20 protein-coding genes are annotated in these 23341 nt (G+C 68.3%); 14 read left to right on the plus strand and 6 right to left on the minus strand.

Annotation, left to right across the window (positions count from 1 at the left end):
- Positions 1-3: 3 nt before the first annotated feature.
- Positions 4-714 (minus strand): TetR/AcrR family transcriptional regulator, encoded by a 711-nt coding sequence (locus tag VMT40_RS00965; RefSeq protein ID WP_326356091.1) that lies wholly within the window; start codon positions 712-714, stop codon positions 4-6.
- Positions 715-851: 137 nt separating this feature from the next.
- On the opposite strand from VMT40_RS00965, the gene VMT40_RS00970 reads away from it, so the two are divergent.
- On the plus strand, positions 852-2348 hold the full coding sequence (locus tag VMT40_RS00970; protein WP_326356092.1) for an MFS transporter: 1497 nt from the start codon (positions 852-854) through the stop codon (positions 2346-2348).
- 357 nt (positions 2349-2705) lie between these two features.
- Positions 2706-3923, plus strand: coding sequence for an NADP-dependent isocitrate dehydrogenase (locus VMT40_RS00975; protein ID WP_326356093.1), 1218 nt, complete (start codon positions 2706-2708; stop codon positions 3921-3923).
- A 162-nt stretch (positions 3924-4085) separates the two neighbouring features.
- Here VMT40_RS00975 and sigJ read toward each other — a convergent pair whose 3' ends face one another.
- Positions 4086-4931: an RNA polymerase sigma factor SigJ gene (sigJ, locus tag VMT40_RS00980; protein WP_326356094.1), complete on the minus strand. Its 846-nt coding sequence runs from the start codon at positions 4929-4931 to the stop codon at positions 4086-4088.
- 102 nt (positions 4932-5033) lie between these two features.
- Here sigJ and VMT40_RS00985 point away from each other — a divergent pair, with 102 nt between their 5' ends.
- Positions 5034-5444 carry a nuclear transport factor 2 family protein gene (locus tag VMT40_RS00985; RefSeq protein ID WP_326356095.1) on the plus strand — a complete coding sequence of 137 codons (411 nt, stop codon included), beginning with the start codon at positions 5034-5036 and terminating at the stop codon, positions 5442-5444.
- A gap of 8 nt (positions 5445-5452) precedes the next feature.
- Here the strand turns inward: VMT40_RS00985 and VMT40_RS00990 are convergent, their stop codons facing one another.
- Positions 5453-5743: a YciI family protein gene (locus VMT40_RS00990; RefSeq protein ID WP_326356096.1), complete on the minus strand. Its 291-nt coding sequence runs from the start codon at positions 5741-5743 to the stop codon at positions 5453-5455.
- Between the two features lie 215 nt (positions 5744-5958).
- Here VMT40_RS00990 and VMT40_RS00995 point away from each other — a divergent pair, with 215 nt between their 5' ends.
- Positions 5959-6435: a tRNA (cytidine(34)-2'-O)-methyltransferase gene (locus tag VMT40_RS00995; protein WP_442789882.1), complete on the plus strand. Its 477-nt coding sequence runs from the start codon at positions 5959-5961 to the stop codon at positions 6433-6435.
- Here VMT40_RS00995 and VMT40_RS01000 read toward each other — a convergent pair.
- A complete protein-coding gene (locus tag VMT40_RS01000) occupies positions 6432-6662 on the minus strand; it encodes a DUF167 domain-containing protein (protein WP_326356097.1) in 231 nt (76 codons plus the stop codon). The two genes, VMT40_RS00995 and VMT40_RS01000, sit on opposite strands and share 4 nt — an antisense overlap.
- Before the next feature lie 141 nt (positions 6663-6803).
- Here VMT40_RS01000 and VMT40_RS01005 point away from each other — a divergent pair, with 141 nt between their 5' ends.
- Complete coding sequence (locus VMT40_RS01005; RefSeq protein WP_326356098.1) at positions 6804-7793, plus strand: hypothetical protein; 990 nt, start codon at positions 6804-6806, stop codon at positions 7791-7793.
- A 71-nt stretch (positions 7794-7864) separates the two neighbouring features.
- On the opposite strand, the gene VMT40_RS01010 is transcribed toward VMT40_RS01005, so the two are convergent.
- Positions 7865-11218, minus strand: a complete 3354-nt coding sequence (locus VMT40_RS01010; RefSeq protein WP_326356099.1) for an error-prone DNA polymerase — start codon at positions 11216-11218, stop codon at positions 7865-7867.
- 147 nt (positions 11219-11365) lie between these two features.
- On the opposite strand from VMT40_RS01010, the gene VMT40_RS01015 reads away from it, so the two are divergent.
- The 6 genes from VMT40_RS01015 (at position 11366) to VMT40_RS01040 (ending at position 19017) form a co-directional block, all read left to right on the plus strand.
- A complete protein-coding gene (locus tag VMT40_RS01015; protein ID WP_326356100.1) occupies positions 11366-12352 on the plus strand; it encodes an SDR family NAD(P)-dependent oxidoreductase in 987 nt (328 codons plus the stop codon).
- A gap of 117 nt (positions 12353-12469) precedes the next feature.
- Positions 12470-13747 (plus strand): sensor histidine kinase, encoded by a 1278-nt coding sequence (locus tag VMT40_RS01020; protein ID WP_326356101.1) that lies wholly within the window; start codon positions 12470-12472, stop codon positions 13745-13747.
- 3 nt (positions 13748-13750) lie between these two features.
- The gene (locus VMT40_RS01025) at positions 13751-14407 is read left to right on the plus strand and encodes a response regulator transcription factor (RefSeq protein ID WP_326356102.1); all 657 of its coding nucleotides are present in this window, start codon (positions 13751-13753) and stop codon (positions 14405-14407) included.
- A 387-nt stretch (positions 14408-14794) separates the two neighbouring features.
- Entirely contained in the window at positions 14795-16159 is a 1365-nt protein-coding gene (locus VMT40_RS01030) for a nitrilase-related carbon-nitrogen hydrolase (RefSeq protein ID WP_326356103.1), read from the plus strand.
- A 185-nt stretch (positions 16160-16344) separates the two neighbouring features.
- Entirely contained in the window at positions 16345-17106 is a 762-nt protein-coding gene (locus VMT40_RS01035; RefSeq protein ID WP_326356104.1) for a hypothetical protein, read from the plus strand.
- A 213-nt stretch (positions 17107-17319) separates the two neighbouring features.
- Positions 17320-19017, plus strand: a complete 1698-nt coding sequence (locus VMT40_RS01040; RefSeq protein ID WP_326356105.1) for a DNA polymerase Y family protein — start codon at positions 17320-17322, stop codon at positions 19015-19017.
- A 23-nt stretch (positions 19018-19040) separates the two neighbouring features.
- Here the strand turns inward: VMT40_RS01040 and VMT40_RS01045 are convergent, their stop codons facing one another.
- Complete coding sequence (locus tag VMT40_RS01045; RefSeq protein WP_326356106.1) at positions 19041-20609, minus strand: ArnT family glycosyltransferase; 1569 nt, start codon at positions 20607-20609, stop codon at positions 19041-19043.
- 239 nt (positions 20610-20848) lie between these two features.
- Here VMT40_RS01045 and VMT40_RS01050 point away from each other — a divergent pair, with 239 nt between their 5' ends.
- From VMT40_RS01050 to VMT40_RS01060, 3 genes are read left to right on the plus strand one after another with little or no spacing between them, the layout of a single operon-like run.
- On the plus strand, positions 20849-21613 hold the full coding sequence (locus tag VMT40_RS01050) for an alpha/beta fold hydrolase (protein ID WP_326356107.1): 765 nt from the start codon (positions 20849-20851) through the stop codon (positions 21611-21613).
- Between the two features lie 24 nt (positions 21614-21637).
- Positions 21638-22198 carry a YdeI/OmpD-associated family protein gene (locus tag VMT40_RS01055; RefSeq protein WP_326356108.1) on the plus strand — a complete coding sequence of 187 codons (561 nt, stop codon included), beginning with the start codon at positions 21638-21640 and terminating at the stop codon, positions 22196-22198.
- Positions 22199-22214: 16 nt separating this feature from the next.
- Entirely contained in the window at positions 22215-23213 is a 999-nt protein-coding gene (locus VMT40_RS01060; protein WP_326356109.1) for a sucrase ferredoxin, read from the plus strand.
- The last annotated feature ends 128 nt before the right edge of the window (positions 23214-23341 follow it).

Here is a 23341-nt window from a genome sequence, read left to right on the forward strand (position 1 = left end):
ATTCTAGCGGGCGGAGGCCGCCGTCTCGGAAGTGGGGCTCGCCACAGTCGGCGCCGCGCAGGTCCGCACGAATTCGTGATAGGCCGCGACCACGGCGTCGGCCATGCCACGGGGCGAGGTGAGGACCTGGTCCAGGGTGGAGCCGGATTCGACCTCGCATTCGGTGCCCGCGCGCATGATGGCGTGAAAAGTGCCGAGCAGCAGCCGAACCCGCACGTCGTTGACGGTGGTGCCGAGTCGCTCGGCCAGCACCGCGGCGGTCTGCTCGGTCTTGTTCTCGGCCGCCGCGAGGCTGCAGGCCCGCACCGGGGCCGAGGCGGCGATGATGCGCTGCATCTGCTGGAACCAGCGGAAGGGCAGCGGCTCGTCGCGGTCGACGACCCGATCCACGATGGCGAGGAAGCTGTCCAGTAGCGCCTGCATTTCGTTGCCGGTGTGTGGCTGCTCGCGCAGGGCCTCCGCATGCGCTCGCGCCCAGTCGGTGATGGGCGCGATGACGATGTCTTCCTTGCTCTCGAAGTACCGGTTCACGGTGCGCGGCGAAACGTCGGCGGTGTCGGCGATCTGCTCCACGGTGGTGGCGTCGAATCCCTGCTCATCGCACAGTCGCAGCGCGACGTCGATGATGCGCGCGCGGGTCTGTTCCTTCTTGCGTTCTCGCAGGCTGGGGCGATGACGCGAGATCACACCGGTGTGACTTGACAAATCCGACATGACTCCAGTCTAAGGGCTAAACGGTTCCATCTGTCCCATTATGACAACTGTCGCACTACGCCAAATTTCTCTTGACGCCAATTGTCGTCATGGGCCACTATGGTGAAAGCTGCCTTCGAACCCCAGAGGAGAGGCTCATGACCGTAGCGACGGACGCTCTCGGCACCGACGAAATATCAAGTCCCGCAAAAGACTCCAGGCGCTGGTGGGCGCTCGCCGTGATCGCGATGGCGCAGCTCATGGTGGTCCTGGACGCCACGATCGTCACCATTGCCATGCCCTTCGCGCAGCAGGATCTGCACATCAGCGATGGCGACAAGCAGTGGATCTTCACCGCCTACACCCTGATTTTCGGCGGCCTGCTGCTGCTCGGCGGCCGCCTCGCCGACTACCTGGGCCGCCGCCGCATCCTCATGGTCGGCCTCATCGGCTTCGCCGCGGCCTCGGCGCTGGCAGGTCTCGCCCAGAACCAGGCCGAACTCTTCGCGGGCCGCGCACTACAGGGCGCGTTCGGCGCGCTGCTGGCCCCGGCCGCCCTGTCGCTGGTGTCGGTGACCTTCACCGAGGCCAAGGAGCGCGCTCGCGCGTTCGGTGTGTTCGCGGGTGTGTCCGCGGCGGGCGCGGCGCTGGGCCTGATCGCCGGTGGCGCGCTCGTCGAGTACGCGAACTGGCGCTGGTCGCTGCTGGTGAACACCCCGGTCGCGCTGCTGGCGCTGGTCGGCGCGTTCGCCTTCGTGATCAAGGATGTGCCCGCGCCCCGCACCGGCGGGTACGACCTGCCGGGCGCGGTCACCGTCACCCTCGGCCTGATCTCCATCGTCTACGGTTTCAGCCGCGCCGCCTCCGACGGCTGGACGGCCTCGCTCACGCTGGCCCTGTTCATCGCGGGCGTGGCCCTGCTGGCGGCCTTCGTGGCCATCGAACGACGGACCTCGAATCCGCTGCTGCCGCTGCGTATTCCGGGTGAGATCAACCGCGGCGGGTCGTATCTGATCGCGCTGTTGGTGCCCATCGCGATGTTCGCCATGTTCTTGAACCTGAGCTTCTACCTGCAGATCGTGGAGCACTATTCGGCGCTGAAGACGGGTGTGGCGTTCCTGCCCTTCCCGGCCGGGATCGTGGTGTCGGCGGGCATCGCCTCGGCGGTACTGCCCAAGATCGGCCCGCGGCCGCTGATGCTGGCGGGTTCGGTGCTCGGCGCGGCGGGTCTGCTGTGGTTGTCGCGGCTCGAGTTCGGCGACAGCTACGCCAGCGCCCTGCTGCCCGCCATGATCCTGATCGCGCTCGGCATGGGCTTCCTGTTCGTGTCCATGCAGACCACGGCACTGCATCAGGTCGAGGCGGAGGACTCGGGTGTGGCCAGCGCCCTGCTCAATGCCGCGCAGCAGGTCGGCGGGTCGATCGGCACGGCTCTGCTGACGACCATTTCGGTGCAGGTGGCCGAGCGGTATGTGCGCAATAACGCGACCATCGACCATGTGATGGAACGGGCCTCGATCCACTCCTATGACATCGCATTCCTGATCGGCGCGGGCTTCTTCCTGCTCTGCATTCCGATCGCGGCGTTCATGATCCGGGACAAGCCGGAGAATCTGCTCGAAGGCGATGAGCACGCGGTGCACGTGGCCGTCTGAGCACGCCGTACACGTGGGCGTCTGAGCAGCGGGAAAATATATCCGTGGGCGATGGCAACGGGCTTGCCATCGCCCGCGGCTTTTTCGCATGCTGGGAAGTGCGGAAAGTCACCCGAAAAGCTACTTATCGGTAACCGCACTGAATTCCCGCACAGCGGGGGCCGCCCGCGCGGTGAGATCGATAGCAGCAGTACGCTTGTCTTGCTTGACGCCACAGCGTGCGTGGACCTGGCACCACAGGCCCCGTGCCGAGCGCCATGCGTATACGTTGTCTGTTGAACAGCTGGGGTCCGCTACAAGCGGTGCTCACCGGCCGTGCAATGGGAGCACCACCTTCCTAGGAGGACACGAAGATCCATGTCCAAGATCAAGGTTGAAGGCACCGTCGTCGAGCTCGACGGCGACGAGATGACCCGGATCATCTGGCAGTTCATCAAGGACAAGCTGATCAATCCGTATCTCGATGTGAACCTCGAGTACTACGACCTCGGCATCGAATACCGGGACAAGACCGATGATCAGGTCACCATCGACGCCGCCAACGCCATCAAGAAGCACGGCGTGGGCGTGAAGTGCGCGACGATCACCCCCGATGAGGCCCGCGTCAAGGAATTCGGGCTGAAGAAGATGTGGCGGTCGCCGAACGGCACCATCCGCAACATCCTCGGTGGCACCATCTTCCGCGCGCCGATCATCATCTCGAATGTTCCGCGTCTGGTTCCGGGCTGGACCAAGCCGATCATCATCGGCCGCCACGCCTTCGGCGACCAGTACCGCGCCACCGATTTCAAGGTGCACCAGGCGGGCACCGTCACCCTGACCTTCACCCCGGAGGACGGCTCCGAGCCGATCGTCCAGGAAGTCGTGAAGATGCCCGAAGAGGGCGGCGTGATCATGGGCATGTACAACTTCCAGGAGTCCATCCGGGACTTCGCGCGGGCCTCGCTGAACTACGGCCTGCAGCAGAACTACCCGGTGTACATGTCGACGAAGAACACCATCCTCAAGGCCTACGACGGCATGTTCAAGGACACCTTCCAGGAGGTGTACGAGACCGAGTTCAAGGACGAGTTCGACGCGGCCGGTCTGACCTACGAGCACCGCCTCATCGACGACATGGTCGCCTCCGCGCTCAAGTGGGAGGGCGGCTACGTCTGGGCCTGCAAGAACTACGACGGCGACGTGCAGTCCGACACCGTGGCGCAGGGCTTCGGCTCGCTGGGTCTGATGACCTCCGTGCTGCTGACCCCGGACGGCCGCACCTGTGAGGCCGAGGCGGCGCACGGCACCGTGACCCGCCACTACCGCCAGCACCAGCAGGGCAAGCCGACTTCCACCAACCCGATCGCCTCGATCTTCGCGTGGACGCGTGGCCTGGCCCACCGCGGCAAGCTGGACAACACCCCCGAGGTGATCGGCTTCGCCCAGACCCTCGAGGACGTCGTCATCAAGACGGTCGAGTCCGGCCAGATGACGAAGGACCTCGCGCTGCTGGTCGGCGGCGACCAGGGCTACCTGACCACCGAGGAGTTCCTCGGCGTGCTGGACGCCAACCTGGCGCGCGAACTGCGCTAGAAACCATTCCCACCGCACCACCCGGGCACCTGCCCCCACCAAATCCGGTGGGCGAGCGGGTGCCCGAACTGTTTTCCAGCCCACCGGCACTCCACGAGCATGCAATTCAGCAGGACCCTTCTCGACGTTTGCCTGCTGAATTGCATGCTCGTCGATTTCCTGTCAGGGGATGTGGGTTAGCTTGGCGGGGTTGAGGATTAGGTGGATGGCTTGGATTCTGTTGTCGGCGTTGAGGTCCAGGGATAGGACTGCCCAGGTCGAGTCCGCCGTCTGGAGGATTGCGCTTGGGGTGCCGTTTATTTCGGCGAAGCGGGGGGTGAGGGTGGGGGACCAGGCCCAGGTAATCGAGCAGAGGTAGCCGGATACCGTCGTGAGGCCGTGCAGGGGTTCTCTCGGGGTTTCGGAGGTGCCGTTGGCGTCGGCTCGGAAAATCACGTCGGGGGCGAGGAGTTGGGTGAGGAGGGTGAGGTCGCCATTCGTCGCGGCGGACAGGAAGTGTTCGGTGAGGGCGCGGTGTTCGTCGGGGGTGGTGCGGTGGCGGGGGCGGCGGGATTCGAGGTGTTTGCGGGCTCGGTAGGCGAGTTGGCGGGTGGCGCGTTCGGTGCGGCCGAGGAGGTCGGCGATTTCGGCGTGTTCGAAGCCGAAGGCCTCGTGGAGGACGAAGGCGACGCGTTCGGCGGGGTCGAGGGATTCCAGCACCACCAGCAGCGCCATCGAAACCGATTCGGCGAGTTCGAGATCGGAGTCGGGGCCGGTGAGCAGCGGTTCGGGTAGCCACGGGCCGATGTAGGTCTCGCGCCGGGCCCGGACCTTGCGCAGCTGGTCGATGGCGAGTCGGGAGACCAGGCGGAACAGGTAGGCGCGCGGCTGGTCGACGGTGTCGTGATCGACCCGCTGCCAGCGCAGCCACGCCTCCTGCAGCACGTCGTCGGCGTCGGCGCGGCTGCCCAGCATGCGGTAGGCCGCCGCGAAGAGTTCGGTGCGGTGCTGCTCGAAATCCACGCTCATACCTGATCGACGGTACGGACCGGTCGAACGTCACGCGTGACGCGGAGGCCGGGCGATCCGTCATTCCGGTAGCACCCCTTCGAATTCCGAGAGGACAGATTCGTGAGCATCGACCAGCAAGACACCCGCGCCGATGTCAACCGCACCGTGGTGCGCGACCTCTACCGCCACGTGGCCGCCGGAGACCTGGAGGCCGGATTCGCCCTGCTGCACGACGAATTCGTCTCCCACAACCCGCGCGTACCCCACGATCCGACGACCGGCACCGGCAAGCAGGCGTTCCGCGACTTCTTCGCCACCCCGGCCGGGCAGGCCCTCGCCACCGCCGACCAGGAGGTGGTGCGCCTGCTCGCCGACGACGACCTGGTGGCCGTCCACGTCCACCTGACCGTCGCCGGAACCGACATGGCGATCGTCGACCTATGGCGTCTCCGCGACGGCCTCGTCATCGAGCACTGGGACGTCGTCCAACCCGTCCCCAACCCCCTCCCCCATCCACACGGCATGTTCTAAACGTGTGGTCAGGCGATGCGGTCGAGGTCCTCGACGCCGGTTTTGACGTCCCAGACCAAGATCTCGTACTGCCCGATCTTGAATTCGGTGAACGGATCGTTGTCACGGATCCGATCGAGGGTTTCGACATCGGGTACACGCAACAGGAACCCGCCGCCGAAATGCGGCTGGAACGGTCCGGAGGCGATCAGCAGACCTTGCTTCTTCAGCCCACGCAGATACTCACGGTGCGCTTCCCGGAGCGCCTCATCGACTTCTTCCAGCGGAAGTCGGTACCGGACAATCACCAGGGCATACATTTCACAAACCTACTTTCAACTGGTGCAACGACTTTCGGCGATCTCGGTGACGCCCCCGCTCAACGGCCGAGGATCGCTGACCTACGCCGAATCTAGTAGCGGTGGTGGCGACAAGTTGGGGACCGAACGCGTCGCAGAGGGGGCCATCGATGCCACACCGCGGCCGCCACCGGCATGGGCCGGACTCCCCGCACGCGCTCGACCGTCCCTCTGCGATGCTGGAGCCCGTGTTCCATCTCGTGTTCTTCGAACCCCGGATTCCGCCCAATACCGGCAATGCCATTCGCCTGGCCGCCGGGACCGGCTGCGAGCTGCACCTGATCGAACCCCTCGGCTTCGACCTATCCGAGCCGAAGCTACGCCGGGCCGGGTTGGACTACCACGACCTGGCCGTTGTCACCGTGCATCCGAATCTCGCCGCCGCGTGGGAGGCCATCGCACCCGAACGGGTCTTCGCCTTCACCGCCACGGCCACCACGCACAACACCGAGATCGCCTATCGCAAGGGTGATGTCCTGCTCTTCGGGCCCGAGCCGACCGGGTTGCCCGAGGAGGTGCTCACCGATCCCCGCGTGACCGAGCAGTTGCGCATTCCCATGTTGCCGGATCGCCGGTCCATGAATCTGTCCAATGCCGCGGCCGTCGCCGTGTACGAGGCGTGGCGGCAGTTGGGTTTTCCGGGGGCGGTCTAGTCGTCGATCTCGAAGCGCTTGAAGCGGGATGTCGCCCCGCCGGTTAGGCGCACCGCGGACTTGGGAACCCCGTAGTGGGAAGCCAGCAGTTCGATCGCGGCCTTGTTGGCCTTGCCCTCCACGGCCGGGGCGCGCACGTACAGCTGTAGGGTCCCGTCGTCGAGGGTCTCGACCAGCGGGCCTTTCTTGCTGCCGGGCTTGATGGTCGCCCGGACCACTGTGGGCACGCCGCGCTCCTCTCCTGGGTGTCGCGCGCCATTATCTCGGACGAGCGATCGTGGCCATCTCGGACGAGCGATCGTGGCGGGGACGACGTAGTGTCGCGAGTGCCGTGGTGGCAGGCAGGTCGCCCGGGAAGGAAAGTGAAGATGTTCAAGCGTTTGCTATTGCTGCTCTCGGCCGTGGCGGGGGTGATCCTCCTCGCGGCGGGTACGGCCACGGCCGGACCGACCGTCGTGCACGACGATATGAACGTCCTGGATGTCGCCAAGGTGACGAACGCGGCGAACGAACTGTCGAATCCGGTGCAGATCTTCACCACCGACAAGTTCGCCGACAATCGCGGCAAGTTCGACCAAGAGGTGCAGAGCCACGTCTCCGGCGCGACGGACGTGGTCTTGGCCATCAACACCAAGTCGCATTTCTTCGACGTCCGCACCGGGTCGAATTCGCACATCAGGGAAACCAATTCCGCGGGCGCGGCTTTCAAGAACGCCTTCGGCAACAACGACTACACGGCCGCGACCATCGCGGCCCTGGGCGCGCTGAAGTCGGCGAGCGACCAGCCCGCGCCAACCAAGGCCGGTAACCCGGCTCCCGCCCCCGCCCCGGCGGCCAAGCCCGCCACCAAGAGCAGCGGCTGGGGCTGGCTCGGCCTGCTGTGCCCGATCCTGGTCATCGGCGGCATTGTCGCGGCGGTCTTCGCCTTCATCCGACGCCGCCGCAACCCGCCGCCCCCGCCCGCGCAGTTCGGCGGTCCCGGTGGTGGTTTCGGCGGCGGCTACGCACCGGGCGGGCCCGGCTACGGTCCGGGTTACGGCCCCGGCTACGGCGGCGGCCGCCCGGGCATGAGCCCGGGTGCCGCGGCCGGTCTCGGCGCGGTGGGCGGTGCCGTCGGCGGCGGCCTGCTCGGCTACGAACTCGGCCGCATGGAAGGCGAGCACGAGGAACGCGACCGCAACGACTACGGCCCACCCCCGGAATCCGGCGGCTACGACCCCGGCAACCAGCAGTGGGGCGGAGGCGGAGGTGACTACGACTTCGGCGGCGGCGGAGACTCCGGCGGCGGCGATTTCGGTGGCGGCGGTGACTTCGGCGGAGGTGGCGACTCCGGCGGCGGAGGCGGCGGCGACTTCTGACCGCCTGCCCGTTCCGGCGAAAACCTTTGGCGCGCCCGGTACTTCACTCGAAGTGCCGGGCGCGTCGGCATTCAGCGGAAGTCGCGGGAGCGGCCCTCGATGCGCAAGTCCATGCGTTGCAGATGTTCGGCGACAATCGTGACCGCGCCCTCGGCGTTCTGGACCCGGCCGCGAATGAGCAGGGCCGGGGCGGTGGTGGCGAGGCGGCGGTAGCGGGCCCACAGGCCGACCGAGCAGACCACGTTCACCATGCCGGTCTCGTCCTCCAGATTGAGGAAGGTGACGCCGCCCGCGGTGGCCGGACGCTGCCGGTGGGTGACCGCGCCGCCGACGAGAACCCTTGCGCCGTCACGAATGTCGAGCAGGCGCGCGGCGGGGACGACACCCAGCGCGTCGAGGCGTTCGCGGAGGAATTCGGTCGGGTAGCTGCCGGGCGAGACGCCGGTGGCCCACACGTCGGCGGCGGCCAGTTCCAGCGCGCTCATCCCGGGCAGGGCGGGTGCGGCGGTGGCCGCGCCGGTGCCGGGCAGTCGGTCGGGGCGTTCCCCGGCGGCCGCGCCCGCGGCCCACAGCGCCTCGCGGCGGGTGGAACCCAAGCTGCCCAGCGCACCCGCGGTGGCCAGCGCTTCCGCCTGCGGCACGGTCAATTCCACGCGTCCGGTGAGGTCGACGAACGAGGTGTAGGGCCCGCTCGCGCGGGCGGCCACGATCTGTTCGGCCAGATCGGTGCCGATGTGGCGGACCGCGGCCAACCCCATCCGGATCTCCATGCCCTTCGCTTCGAGGGTCGCCTCGGCCAGGCTGTGGTTGATATCGGGCCCGTGCACCACCACCCCGTGCCGCCGGGCATCGGCGACCAGTGACTGCGGCGAGTAGAACCCCATCGGCTGGGCGCGCAGCAGTCCGGCGCAGAAGGCCGCCGGATGATGCAGTTTGAACCAGGCCGAATAGAACACCAGCGAGGCGAAGCTCTGCGAATGGCTTTCCGGGAAGCCGAAATTCGCGAAGGCGTACACCTTCTCGTAGATGCGGTCGGCGACCTCGCCGGTAATGCCGTGCAGATCCTTCATGCCCTGATAGAAGCGGGCGCGCAGTCGTTCCATTTTCTGCGTCGAGCGTTTGGAGCCCATGGCGCGGCGCAGTTGATCGGCCTCGGCGGCGGTGAATCCCGCGACATCCACGGCCATTTGCATGAGCTGCTCCTGGAACAGCGGGATGCCGAGGGTGCGGGACAGCGAATTCTCCAGTGCCGGATGGTCGTAGACCACTTTCTCCTTCCCATTGCGACGGCGAATGTAGGGGTGCACCGACCCGCCCTGGATCGGCCCGGGCCGGATGAGCGCGACCTCCACGACCAGGTCGTAGAACTTTCGCGGCCGCAAGCGCGGCAGCGTCGCCATCTGCGCCCGGGATTCCACCTGGAACACGCCGACCGAGTCGGCGCGGCACAGCATGTCGTAGACGGCTTTCTCACCCAGGTCCAGCTGATGCAGTTCGACGGTCTGCCCCTTGTGCTCGGCCACCAGGTCGATCATGTAGTGCAGGGCCGAAAGCATGCCGAGCCCGAGCAGGTCGAACTTCACCAATCCCGCTGTGGCGCAGTCGTCTTTGTCCCACTGCAGCACACTGCGATCGGCCATGCGCGCCCATTCCGTCGGGCACACGTCGGCGATGGGGCGATCGCAGATCACCATACCGCCGGAGTGAATACCCAAATGCCTTGGCAATCCCTCCAATTCACCGGCGAGCGCCAGCACATCGTCCGGAATATCGGTGTGCTGTTCCTCCGCCACACCCGTCCACCGGCTCACCTGTTTACTCCAGGCGTCCTGCTGTCCGGTCGAAAACCCCAGGGCGCGTGCGGCATCGCGAACGGCCGACCGGCCGCGATAGGTGATCACATTGGCCACCTGTGCCGCGTACTCGCGCCCGTATTTGGCGTAGACGTGCTGGATCGCCTCCTCGCGCCGATCCGATTCGATATCCACGTCGATATCGGGCGGCCCGTCCCGCTCCGGCGACAGGAAGCGCTCGAACAACAGCTGATTCTCGACCGGATCCACATTGGTGATGCCGATGGCGTAGCAGACCGCCGAATTCGCCGCCGAACCCCGGCCCTGACACAGGATGTCATTGGTGTGACAGAAGTCGACGATGTCGTGCACGACCAGGAAGTAGCCCGGAAACTTCAGCTCCGCAATGACTTTCAGTTCGTGTTCCAACTGCCGGTAGGCCCGCTCGTTACCGGCGCGCGGGCCGTAGCGCCGGGCCGCGCCCCGGAAGGTGAGCTCGCGCAGCCACGAGTTCTCGTCGTGCCCCTCCGGCACCTCGAAGGGCGGCAGTTGCGGTGCGATGAGTCGCAGGTCGAAGGCGCATTCCCGGCCCAGCGCAACGGCATTCGCCACCGCCCGCGGGCAGGCCGCGAACAGCCGCGCCATCTCGTCGCCGGAGCGCAGGTGCGCGCCGCCGGTGGGCGCCAGCCAGCCCGCCATCTCGTCGAGGCTGGAGCGGGCCCGAATGGCCGCCAACGCCATGGCCCGACGCCGTTGCGGCGGTGCGGCGAAATGTGCTCCGGTGGTGGCCACCACGGGCAGTCCGACCCGGTCGGCGAGCTCGATGAGCCGGGCATTGCGCTCGTCGTCCTCCGGAATCCCGTGGTGGGTGAGCTCCACGCTCACGTGCTCGCGACCGAAGCGCTCCACCAGCTCGCGCAGTGCCGCCTCGGCCGCCGCGTCGCCCTGTGAGAGTGCCTGTCGCACGGTCCCTTTCCGGCAGCCGGTGAGAATGTGCCAGTGCCCGCCCGCGGCCTCGGTGAGCCGGTCCAGGTCGTAGCGCAGAATGCCCTTCTCCCCCGCCGCCATGTGCGCGGCGGCCATCTCCCGCGACAGCCGCCGGTACCCCTCCTGGCCGCGGGCCAGCACCAGCAGGTGCGGTCCGGCCGGGTCGGGGGTGCCGGTGCGCGGCTCGGAATTCAGTGCGTCCGTGTCGTTTTCGCGTCCGCGGCGGCGACCGCGCGGCACCAGGTGCGCGCCCGCGCGGGCGGCGGTGCCGATGGACAGTTCGGCTCCGAAGATGGTCGGCATCCCCCATTCCCGCGCCGCCTCCGAGAAGCGCACCACCCCGTAGAACCCATCGTGATCGGTGAGCGCGAGCGCCTCCAGGCCGAGTCGAACCGCCTCCTCCACCAACTCCTCGGGCTGGCTGGCACCGTCGAGGAAGCTGTAGGCCGAATGGGTGTGCAGTTCGGCGTAGGGCACCGCGGATTTTCCGGCCCGCAGCGCCCCGGCCTCGTACTTCTCTCGTTTTCGGGACCAGGCGGGACTGTCGCCTCCGTCACCGTCGACCTGTTTGCGCGCCGGATCGGGTCGCCCGGACAGCACCCGTTCCATTTCCGCCCAGGACGGCGGGCCGTTGTGCCAGCCCACGACCCACCTCCTCCGCAATCCGACCGGTCTCGAGTATCGAACATACATTCGAAACCGAATGGTCTCTACGGCGGCACGCCCATCGGTCGTGGCGCGCTAACTGACTCTGGAGTAAGTTCGAGGCAATTCCCCTTCACAGGAGCAGTGATGAGTGATTCCCCTGTCGCGCGCGACACCGGTTACCTGGCCCGTCGGCGCGCCCGCCGCGATCTGACGGACAAGCACATCGTCATTACCGGCGCGTCCTCCGGCATCGGACGCTCGGCCGCTTTCGCCGTCGCGGAGAAGGGCGCGGTCGTCCTGTTGCTGGCCCGCCGGGCCGACGAGCTGTCCAGCGTGGTGGACGAGATCAATGCCAAGGGCGGCCGGGCGTTCGGCTACCAGTGCGATGTCACCGATCAGGACTCCGTCGACAAGACGCTGAAGACCATTCTCGAGACCCACGGGCACGTCGATATGCTGGTCAACAATGCGGGCCGCTCCATTCGCCGGGCCGTGCACCGCTCCACCGACCGCATGCACGACTTCGAGCGCACCATGGCCGTCAACTACTTCGGCGCGGTGCGCATGACCCTGGGCCTGCTCCCCCAGATGCGGGAGCGCGGACGCGGTCACATCGTGAACATTTCGAGCGCGGGCGTCCAGGTCGCCACCCCGCGCTTCGCCGCCTATCTGGCCAGCAAGGCCGCCCTCGACAAGTTCGCCGAGGTGACCGCCGCCGAAATGCGTTCCAGCAACATCACTTTCACCACCATCCACATGCCGCTGGTGCGCACCCCCATGATCACCCCCAGCGGCGACCAGGGCACCGGCACCCAATCCCCCGAGTGGGCCGCCGCCACCATCGTCCGCGCCCTCACCGAGCGTCCGCGCCAAATCGACGTTCCCATCGGCACTTTGGCCGAATACGGCCAACTCTTCGCCCCCGGCATCAAGGAACGGGTGCTGCACCGCTACTACCGCGCCATCCCCGATTCCCCCGCCGCCAAGGGCGAAGCCACCCCCGAGTTGGACGCCGACGACGAGGACCCCATCGAACCCCCACGCCGCCGCCGCAACGTCCCACCCGCCGTCCGCGTCACCGGCACCGCCCTCCGCCGCGCCGCCCGCCTGGTTCCCGGCACTCACTGGTAACCGCCCACCCGCGAGCCCGCTCCGGATTCGTTGGGGGTGCTCGCTCTCGCGTAGGGGGTGCGGATCATCCCTGCGCGGGAGGCGGATTGGGGTGGCGCGGCGCAGACTCGATGGGCTATGGATGCTCACGATGTCGTCGCGAAGGGCCGCGGGCGGGCCGGGTGGCCGCCGCGCGCACGCCGGTGGCTGCGCACGGCTCGAGAGTGGGTGCGGGAAGTGCCGGTTCGGGCGGGTGCGGTGCCCGAGCGGGTGGTCGACGCCGTCATCACGGTATTGGTGAGCGTGGCTACGGTCGCGCCGCAGCTCGCCGCTGGGCGGCCGTGGTGGGTCACGGGAATGGCGCTGGTGGCGGCGGTGCCGCTGTGGTGGCGGCGGCGCGCACCCGTGGCGACCGGGGCGGTGGTCGGGACCGCGATCATCGTGCTGGCGTGTGCGCACGCACTGCCGGTGCTGCCGTACGGAACCGTGGTGTGCGCGTACACGATTGCCGCGTACAGCCCGCCGACCGCGCGGTGGGCGGCCGTGGTCGTGGGTGTGATCGGGATTGCGGCCTCGCTGGTTCTCCCCCAGGAGCCGGTGGAAGCCTACGCCTATGCGGCGCTGTCGTTTTCGACCGCGTGGACACTGGGAACGGGCGTTCGGGCACGGCATGCGCAGATCGAATTACTCCGGGAGCGGGCGCGACGGCTGGATGAGGAGCGTGAGGCGGCGGTAGCCCGGGAGCGGGTTCGAATCGCCCGGGACGTGCACGACATCGTCACGCACGCACTGGGTTCGATGATCATCCAGGCCGAAACCGGCCCCCTGCTGACCCGCACCGACCCCGCCCGAGCCGACACCGTCTTCGCCGGTATCGCCGACACCGGCCGTTCAGCGGTCCGCGACCTGCGCCACAGCCTCTCCGTCCTCCGCGACGGTTCTCCCCAACCTCGCCATCAGCCCGGCATCGCAACCATCCCCGACCTGGTGAACGGGGCGCGACGCACCGGACTGAACGCCGAACTGATCGAAACCGGCACGCGTCGACCAGTTTCCAGCGAGATCGAGATGACCGCCTACCGAGTCGTACAACAGGCCCTGGCCAACACACTCGAACACGCCCGCGCCCACCGGGTCGAGGTCACCCTCGACTGGTCCGAGGCGCATCTCACCGTGCACATTCGCGACGACGGCAACAGCCCGCGTGGCGATAGCGACACCGCGCCGTCCGATTGGCTTCCTCTACACACCGGTGGGTTTCAACCGATGTCGAGCCCCGGGGCAGCGGGCCAGAACGGGTCGGGGCTGGCCGGAATGCGGGAGCGGGTCGAGTCATGCGGCGGGCGGCTGGCGGTGGACCGCTCCGAAAGCGGGTTCGTGGTTAGTGCCGAACTGCCGCTCGCCCAGGAGAATTGACCGGTGCGTGTGCTCGTGGTCGACGACCAGGATCTGTTTCGTGGTGGGTTCGCCCTGATCCTGTCCGCCGAACCGGATATCACGGTAGTGGGTGAGGCGGCCGATGGACTCGAGGCCGTCGCCTTGGCGGAGGCGCTCGCCCCGGATGTGGTGGTGATGGACATCCGCATGCCACGCCTGGACGGCGTCGAAGCCACCGCCCGCATCTGCGCCCGCACCTCCGCGAAAGTGCTGGTGCTGACTATGTTCGACGTCGACGACTACGTCTATGCCGCCCTGCACGCCGGAGCCAGCGGCTTCCTGCTCAAGGATGCCCGCCGCGAGGAACTCGTCGCGGCCGTGCGAGTGATCGCCGCCGGTGAGGCCCTACTGGCCCCCACCATCACCCGCCGCGTCATCGCCCACCTGGCCGGACACGGACACCCCCGCCCCGAACTCGCGAACCGACTCCCGGAATTGACCGACCGCGAACGCGACACCCTCCGCGAATTGGCCCGCGGCCAATCCAACGCCGAAATCGCCCAAGCCCTCACAGTCTCCGAACACACAGTGAAAACCCATGTGAGCGCGGTCCTCTCGAAGCTAGCCCTACGAGACCGCGTCCAAGCCGTCGTCTTCGCCTACGAGGCCGGACTGGTCACCCCCGGCCAAGACGGCTGAGGAATCACCCACGCAACTACGGAGACCGCGCACGTGGACACATTCCCACCGCATCGCGGGCTGGCCGATCGCCGACCAGCTGCGCGCCGAGCCGGTCTGCGACACCTCGGCATGGCCCGCCTAGCGACGCCAACCCGCGTCTGGGCAACCCGGGAACCTCGGTCACTCGCGGGAGCGAGATGGTCGCTCGCGGGTGCGATGGCCACTCGCGAGGTCTGGTGGTCGCTCGTGGGAGCGGGGTGGGGTTCGTTCTTGTCGGCGATGTGTGGGTGTGGCGGCCTGGACCAGCATTGATGGGTGATGAAGCAGAGTCTTGCGGAAGAGTCGGGTCGGGGGTCGCGGCCTGCGAATGTTCTTGCGGTGGTCGCCGCTACGGTCGGGTCGGCGGTGTTGTGGAAGTTTGGTACCGGGATGCATCCGTGGGCCGGAATTGCTGCTCTCGCACCGATTCCCGTGTTGCTGATCGCGCCGCGGGTAGCGGCGGGGGTGGCGTTCGGGGCCGGGTTTCTGTCCTGGTTTGTCGGGGCGATTCCGTATCTGCGCTACTTTCTCGTCACGGTCGAGCAGCCGCCGCTGTCCGCGATCGGGCTGTTGGTGGGGACGGCGGCGGTGTATGGCGGGCTGATCGTGTTGACGCGGAGGCTGATTCGGCGCGGGCGGGTGGGGCTGGCTGTTCTCGCGCTGCCGTCCGGGTGGGTTGTCATGGAGTACTTGATCTCCGTGGGCGGGCCGTTCGGGGCGTGGTGGAGTGTGGCCTACACCCAATCGGATGTGCTGCCGCTGATCCAGATCGCCTCGCTGACCGGCTGGCTGGGAATCTCGTTTCTCGTCATGCTGGTACCGGCGATCGCGGCGGTGCTGATCGATACCGGGATATCGGCCCAAGCCCGAGTCCGCTGTGCGGCAGCGGGTCTCGTTCTTGCCATCGCGGTGGGCGGCTACGGGTTCTGGCAGCTCTCGGACTCCTCGGGCCCCACGGTTCCGGTGGGTTTGGTCGCCGTCGCGCAGCCCGAGGACTATGTCCCGGTCGATTCCCCCGACGGCCTGGACATGATCACCCGTGTCGTGGCCGAGGTCGAGCGTCTCGCCGATCGCGGGGCCAAGGCGGTGGTCCTCCCCGAAAAGTCCTGGCGCGCCACCGAATCCACCCTGCCGACCCTCGCCGGTCCGCTCTCGGAGGTCGCGACCCGCCGCAATGTGCACGTCATCGCTGGCCTGCTCCTCACCCGCGGCGACGCCACCGTGAACGCCGCCATCGACTATCCCACCGGCCTCATCTACGAAAAGCACTACCTGGTCCCAGGTTTGGAGTCCGACCTGCGCCCCGGCCACGACTGGACGCGGATCCCCGACACCTCCTGGGCCCTGGCGATCTGCTTCGACCTCGACCGCCCGGCCCTGGTCCGCGCCAACCGTGCCCGCGGCGCGACCCTCCTGCTGGTCCCCGCCCTCGATTTCCGTGACGACCGCTGGCTGCACAGCCGCATGGCCGTGCTGCGCGGTGTCGAATCCGGCATCGCCGTGGCCCGCGCGCCCCAGCTGGGCCAACTCGTGGCCAGCGATCCGCACGGCCGCCTCCTCGCCACCGCCGACACCGACATCACGATCACCCGCTCGGTGCTCGCCGAACTCCCCCAACCCACCCGCGGAACCCTCTACGCCCGCGTCGGCGACTGGTTCGCCGCCCTGGCCGGACTCCTATTCGCCCTGGCGGTGCTGGCTTCGGCCGGTACGCGACGGCATACCCGCTGATCACCGCCCCGAAGCCAGCCCGGCCCGTCGGCCGTGGCGAGGGACACTGCCTCTTGACGCGTCCTGCGACTCGAGTTCTACTGTGCAGTGATCGAACATACTTTCGATTATGTTAGGTAGCTGAGCCGGTGCTGGCTCGTGAGGTTCCGAGGGTTTCCCGTCGACTGGGAGAAGGTGGTCACTGGATGGGTGCGGCTGCGGAGGCCAAGCGGGAGCGGCTGGCCGAATTGCGGCGGAAGATGGCCGCGATTCCGGCGCGCGGCACCGAGGCCGGGCCGACGTCCTCGGCCGCGCGGGTGGCGGTGGCGCGGGAGTCGCGGCGGGAGACGCTGCCGGTGCCCAAGGCACTCGAAAACCTGCTGCCCGACGGCGGATTGGCGAAGGGTTCGGTGGTCGTCTACAACGGAGCCGGGTCCTTGATCGCCGGGCTGCTGGCCGCCGTGACGAGCGCGGGCGGGCATGCCGCCGTGGTCGGAATGCCGCGCCTGGGTCTGCTCGCGGCCGTGGAAATGGGTGCCCGGCTCGACCGGCTGGCCGTGGTCGCCGACCCCGGAGACGATCCGCTCGAGGTTGCCTCCGTATTGCTGGACGGCTTGGACCTGGTCGTACTCGGCCTGAACGGGCTCTCCGTCCCGATGTCGCGCACCCGAATTCTCGCCGCCCGTGCCCGCGGCAAGAACTCCACCCTGCTGGTCACCAACGGCTCCTGGTCCGGTTCCGCCCTGCACATCGACACGCAGGTCTCCGGATACGACGGCCTCGGCCGCGGCTGCGGTCGCCTGCGCACCGTCCGCCTCGACATCTCCGTACGCGGCCGCGCCGCCCAACCCCGCCACGGCAATCTGGCGCTCAGTCCCATCGACGGCCGCGTGGAATGGATCACCGACTCCGCCCGCCCCGCAACCACTCTCGACCCCCTACGCCCGGCCCGCCATGCCGCGGGCTGACCGCCCGGTCGACAGCCACCCCTGTCATTCCAGTGCGTATCCATCCGGAATCCGCCATGCCGCAATGGATTCCGGTCCGAAGCAGGCCGGTATGACGAGAAGTGCCGCCGAGATGACGAGGGGCACCGTCAGAACGGCGAGAGACCGCGCGGCAGGAACCACGAGAGAAGACGCTGCCGGAAAGCTCGGTAGGTCCACGAGAGCGGGCCGGTTGTGAAGGCGCGGCGGGTGCTGGTGGTGTGGTGCCCGGATTGGCCCGCGGTGGCGGCGGCCGCGGAGGCGGGGGTGGCGGCCACGCGGGCGGTGGCGGTGTTCGCCAACAATCGGGTGGTGGCCTGTACGGCGGTGGCGCGGGCGGAGGGGATTCGGCGCGGCCTGCGCAAGCGGGAGGCGCAGGGGCGTTGCCCGGATCTGCTGGTGGCGCAGGAGGATTCGGATCGGGACGCGCGACTGTTCGAACCCGTGGTGGCGGCCGTGGACGCGACCGTGCCGGGGGTCGAGGTGCTGCGCCCGGGGATGCTGGCGCTGTCGGCGCGCGGCGCGGCGCGCTTCTTCGGTTCCGAGGAGGCCGCCGCCGAGCGCCTGGTCGACGCGGTCGCGGCGGTGGGCGCGGAATGCCAGATCGGGATCGCCGACGAGCTGTCCACCGCGGTGTTCGCGGCCCGGCGCGCCACCCTGGTCCCACCCGGCAAGGGCGCGGAATTCCTTGCCCCCATGCCGGTTTCGGAGCTGGCGGTGGAGCCGGTGCTGGCCGCCCCGCAGCGGGTCGAGCTGGTGGATCTGCTGCATCGCCTGGGCCTGCGCCGCATCGGCGACTTCGCGGCGCTCACCCCCGCCGAGGTGTCCTCGCGCTTCGGCGCGGACGCGATCGTCGCGCACCGCTGCGCCCGCGCCGTCCCGGAGCGTCCGCCCGCCGCCCGCCTGCCCGCTGCCGACCTGACCGTAGAGCACCGCTGCGATCCCCCGATCGAGCGCGTCGACATGGCCGCCTTCGTCGGCCGCATGCTCGCCACCGAACTGCACACCAAGCTCTCCGCGGCCGCCGTGGCCTGCACCCGCCTGGTCATCCACGCCGAAACCGAAGCGGGCGACCAGCTTTCCCGCATCTGGCGCTGCGCCGAACCCCTCACCCCCGACAGCACCGCCGACCGCATCCGCTGGCAACTCGACGGCTGGCTCACCCGCCGCGCCCTCGACCGCGCCCGCGCACACCGCCACAGCGTCGAATCGGACCGCCGCAACGCCGCATCGAATCGACATGACCTGTCCCCGAACACCGTTGTGCGCGACCCCGATTCCCAGCTATCCGACGACTGGGACACCGGCCCGAACGCCGCCGTCACCCTGCTGCGCCTGGAACCGATCGAAGTGGTCGCGGCGGGTGCCCTGCAACTGGGCCTGTGGGGTGGTGTCGGTGAGGACGAGGAGCGCGCCCGCCGCGCCCTGATCCGGGTCCAGAGTCTGCTGGGCGGTGACGCCGTGCGCATGGGCGTGCTCAGCGGCGGCCGCGGCCCGGAGGAGCGAATCACCCTGGTGCCCTTGGGCGATGAGCCCGTGCCCGCCGCCGATCCGGCCCAGCCGTGGCCCGGCCGCCTGCCCCAACCCGCACCCGCACTGGTGCTCACCCATCGCCCGCGGATTCGTCTGGAGTCCGCCGACGGCGCCCCGATCTGGGTGACCGACCGCGGCCTGTTCACCGCCGATCCCGCTCTCCTGCACTGGGGTAGCAGTTCGTGGCGGCTCACCGGATGGGCCGGTCCGTGGCCACTGGACGATCGCTGGTGGACCCGTCGGCACGGTTTCACCGCCCGCGCGCAAGTGCAGATCCACACCGAGGATGTCCGCCGCCTGCGTGCCCTGCTACTGCTCGGCTACGACCACGCCTGGCATGTGGAGGGGCTCTACGAATAGCCCGAGGTAGTTCAGAGAGCAGTTCAAATGCCCAGCGGCAGGCGCAGATCCATCATTTCCGGCCAGAGCTCGGACCAGGGCCGCACCGGCCCGCGGCAGGCGAAGATCGCGATATCGCTGTTCACGCCCGGAAATCCATTGGGAACGTTCAGTCGTTCGACGACGCTCACCGAGTCGAACTGTCGCCGCAGCGTCTGCTCGGCGCTGCCCAGCCCGACATAGAGCACCGCGCCCGCGTCGGACGGCGGCGGCCCGAAGTAGCCGAACCCGCGGTTGGGGCTGTAGATGGGCGGCAGGTCGTAGTCGCGGCCGAAGTTCTGCAGCGCCGCCGCCTGCCAATAGTTCTGGGCGATGATCGCTTTGGGCCGCCCCGACTCCGGCAGCTGTCGATAGGCGTCGGCGGCCTTGGCGGTCAGCTCCGACCAGCCCGAGTAGCCGTAGATGCTGGTCCGCATGGCGAAATCGGCCTGCGTCCGGATGGCCCCGTGCGCACGGGAGGGCGGCTGCGGCAAGGTGATCACGAGGGTGGTGATGATGGCCAGCGACAGCACCAGAATGGGCGCGGCGATCCGCCGCAGCAGCCGCCCGCCGCGGTCGTTCACCGAATACGGCAGCGAGGCCGCGCCGATGCCGAACAGCACGGGCAGGAATCCCGCCGTGTAGTACGGCCTTCCGTGCCCGATCAGCACGACGGCGACCAGCAGTCCCGACGCGACGAGCATGAACAGGTAGGGCCGCAGCCAGCGCTGCCGGGCCAGACACCAGAACGACCATCCGGCCAGCAGCCCGCCGAGCAGCCCGGCCAGTCCGATCATCTGCGGAATGCAGGCCAGCGGTCCCCCGCCCGCCGCGTCCTGTTCCGCGCCGATCACCTTGCTCATGGCCAGCGCGGGCCACCCGTGCGAGTTCTGCCACCACAGCCCGGGCACCGCGGAGAGGGCGAAGATGGCGATGCCGTTCCACAGCGCGGGCCGCCACAGCACCTGCCGCGGCCCCGCGACCAGCACGCCACCGGCCAGGCACAGCAGGATCGTGGGAATGAACCATTTGACCTGGAGATCGATGGCCGCGATGACGCCGATCGCGGTGAGCAGCCGGTCGTCTCGCGTGCGAATCCAGCGGATCACCAACCAGATGATCGCGGCCTGCAGGGTGGCGTCGAAGGAGAAGGTGCTCAGCTGGACGGCCTGGGTGGCGGCCAGGGGCGAGACCCCGTAGGCGGCCGCCGCCAGCATCTGCGCGGTGCGCCCGCCGCCCAGTTCGTAGGCGACCGCGGCGCTGATCACCACCGCGCCGACCATCATGAGCACCGCGGGTAATCGGAGCACGGGCGGCGAGCCGGGTGCCACGGTGTCGGCCAGATGGGCGATCAGCGGAATGAGCACGCCTTGATCGGCGTAGGTCAGACTGCGGTGTGCTCCGGCCGCGACGAAGTACAGTTCGTCGCCGAAGTAGTCGTAGCGCAGCGTCGGGATGGCCAGGAATGTCCCGCTGAGTGCGGCGAGCAGAAGGATCCAGACCGTTGCGAAGGATGGCCGCGGCGGGCTCGGTTCCTCGAGATCGACCGCGGGGGCGGCAGCATTGAGAACCATATTTCCCCGACAGAAAGCACTGTTTAATCGACGAGAACGCTACCGGCACGAATGACCGATTCTCCACAATGTGAAAGTGATCTATTTCACAGGCCAAACCGCTGCGCATTACCGCAGGACAATGCGTGTTTCCTCGTCATTCACCTACCGAATGAATAGGCAACCGAATCGGTCACCCGCTATGGCGGTGCACACAAACTGCGGCGCCGCTGCGGCCCGCATCCGTACCCTGGTTCCTCGTGGAGTCAGCGGTCACTCGGATCACGCTCGATGACATCTCCATCGCCTACCGGGATTCCGGAGCGACGGGCGGGCATCTCTACAGCGACACCCCGGTGATCCTCGTGCACGGCATGGGCGGCGACGGCCACACCTGGGATCGATTCGCGACCCAACTCGTGCGCCGCGGCCGCCGGGTGATCATTCCCGATCTGCGCGGCCACGGCCGCAGCGCCCACACCGATTCCTACCTCTTCGCCGAATTCGGCGGTGACATCCTGCGCTTGTGCGAGCGGCTCGACCTCGAGACCGTGGATCTGGTCGGCCACTCCCTCGGCGGCTACGCCATCTCCTGGATGGCCATGCGACGCCCGGAGTTGGTGCGGCGCTTGGTGATCGAGGAACAGCCCCTGCCATTGCGCTCCGGCGACGAGCAGATGACCTTCACCCGGCGACTGCCCTCGATCCCGGAACTCTGGCACGCCACCACCAGCCTGATCCGGCACCCGCGCGCGGTCCTGGCCTTCGACCGATCCATGACCGGGACCGCGCTCGAACAGTTCCGCAAGCCCTATCCGGAATGGTGGGAGGGGCTGGCCGAGATCACCGCGCCCACCCTGTTCCTGCGCGGCGGGCCCGGCGGCATGGTGGATCCGGAGAAGCTCGAGCAGGTGCGCACCAGCCTGGCCGACTGCACCGTGCGCACCTTCAGCTCCGGCCACAGCATCCACCGCGACCGCTATCGCGAATTCGAGGCCGAAGTGCTCCCCTTCCTGGGCCATTGAGCTGCCGGTATCTACAGTTGAACGGTGTCCGCATCCGAGCGTCCCACGCTGTGGTTTCCCGACGAGCAGTCGTTCCGCGACTGGTTGTCGGCCAATCACGCGGCCGTGGACGGGATTTGGTTGAAGTTCGCCAAGAAGGGCTCCGGATTCGCCTCGCTCGACTATGACGCGGCACTGCGACAGGCCCTGTGCTTCGGGTGGATCGACGGACAGTCCAAGAAGCTCGACGACGACTTCTTCCTCATGGGATTCACCCCGCGCCGCCGTCGCAGCCAGTGGTCACAGCGCAATGTCGGCCTGGCGGGCGAGTTGATCGCCGCCGGGCTCATGCATCCGGCCGGGCAGGCCGAGATCGATCGGGCGCGGGCGGACGGGCGCTGGGACAATGCCGTCGGGCGGGATCTGCCGCAGGATTTCCTGGACGCGCTGGCCCGATATCCGGAGGCGGCGGCCTTCTTCGAGACCCTGCCCGCGCAGTCCCGCATCGCGGTCGGCTACCACCTGGGCAGTGCGGTGCGGCCGGAGACGCGAGCGCGGCGGCTGGAACAGGTGATTCGGAAGTTGATCGACGGGAAGCCGCTATGAGTGAGGGATCGGCACGGTGACGGGGTTCGAGGGATTGTCGTGTTCGGCTGCGGCGCAGGAGGTTCCGCTACCGGGCAGCGCCACCCGGATTACCGGCTGGCTGTGCGTCGAGCAACCCGGGGCGTGGGGGCGCGATGTGATCGGCGACGAGGTGCTCGGCCCCCACATCACACCGGAATTGGCCGCGCGCACCAAGGCCGCCCACGTGCGGCCGACCGTGATTCGCCGACCCGGGCGCAATGAATTCACCGGTGTCCGAACGATTCTCCTCGCGAGTTCGCGACCCGAGGGTTCCTGGTGTGAACGCCTCGAAATCACCGATCTCCGAGAACTATTGGATATCGACCTGCATCTATTGAACGGCCCGCCCCCGGGAATCGGTGCGGCGGTGACGGATCCGCTGGTGTTGGTCTGCGCCCACGGCAAGCGCGATCAATGCTGCGCATTGCTGGGCCGCCCCATTGCCGCGAGCCTGTCCGCCGCGAATCCGGACCGGGTCTGGGAGTGCTCGCACACCGGCGGGCACCGCTTCGCCCCCGCCGTCATCGTCCTGCCCACCGGGCTCACTTACGGCCGCCTGGACGAGGATTCGGCCCACACCATGCTCGCCGCCGCCGACAAGGGCGAGGTCTCGCTCACCGGTTTCCGCGGCCGCAGCTGCTACACCCCGGTCGAGCAGGTGGCCGAAGTGGCCGTCCGCCAATGCATCGCCGACGCTTCCTACACCTCCGAAACGCCCACCTCCGACGACACCGGCCTGTCCACCACCCACCCCGGCGACATCGACCCCACCGTCGGCATCCACGACCTCCTGGTCGAACCGGCCCCCGACCACCCCGAACTCTCCAGCGACCCACCCACATTCGCGGGCGCCGCCCACGTCACCCACCGCGACGGCCGCCGCTGGCTCGTCACCACCCGCACCATCGCCTACCCACCCCGCCAAGCCAGCTGCGGCGCCTCCCCCAAACTCGCCACCGCCATCGTGGTCGACGCGGTCCACCCCCTCCCCTGAGCCACCCAACGCTGCTCCAGGTTCGGGCGGCCCGGGCGGGTCGGGCGATCGTTTCGTCCGGAAGGCCGGAATGGGTGCGAAAGTCTTGTCCGGTGTTCCGGGGGACGGGATGGAAGCGAAACGCGGTG

It is taken from the genome of Nocardia sp. CDC160 (genome assembly GCF_035818795.1).
Lineage (GTDB): Bacteria > Actinomycetota > Actinomycetes > Mycobacteriales > Mycobacteriaceae > Nocardia.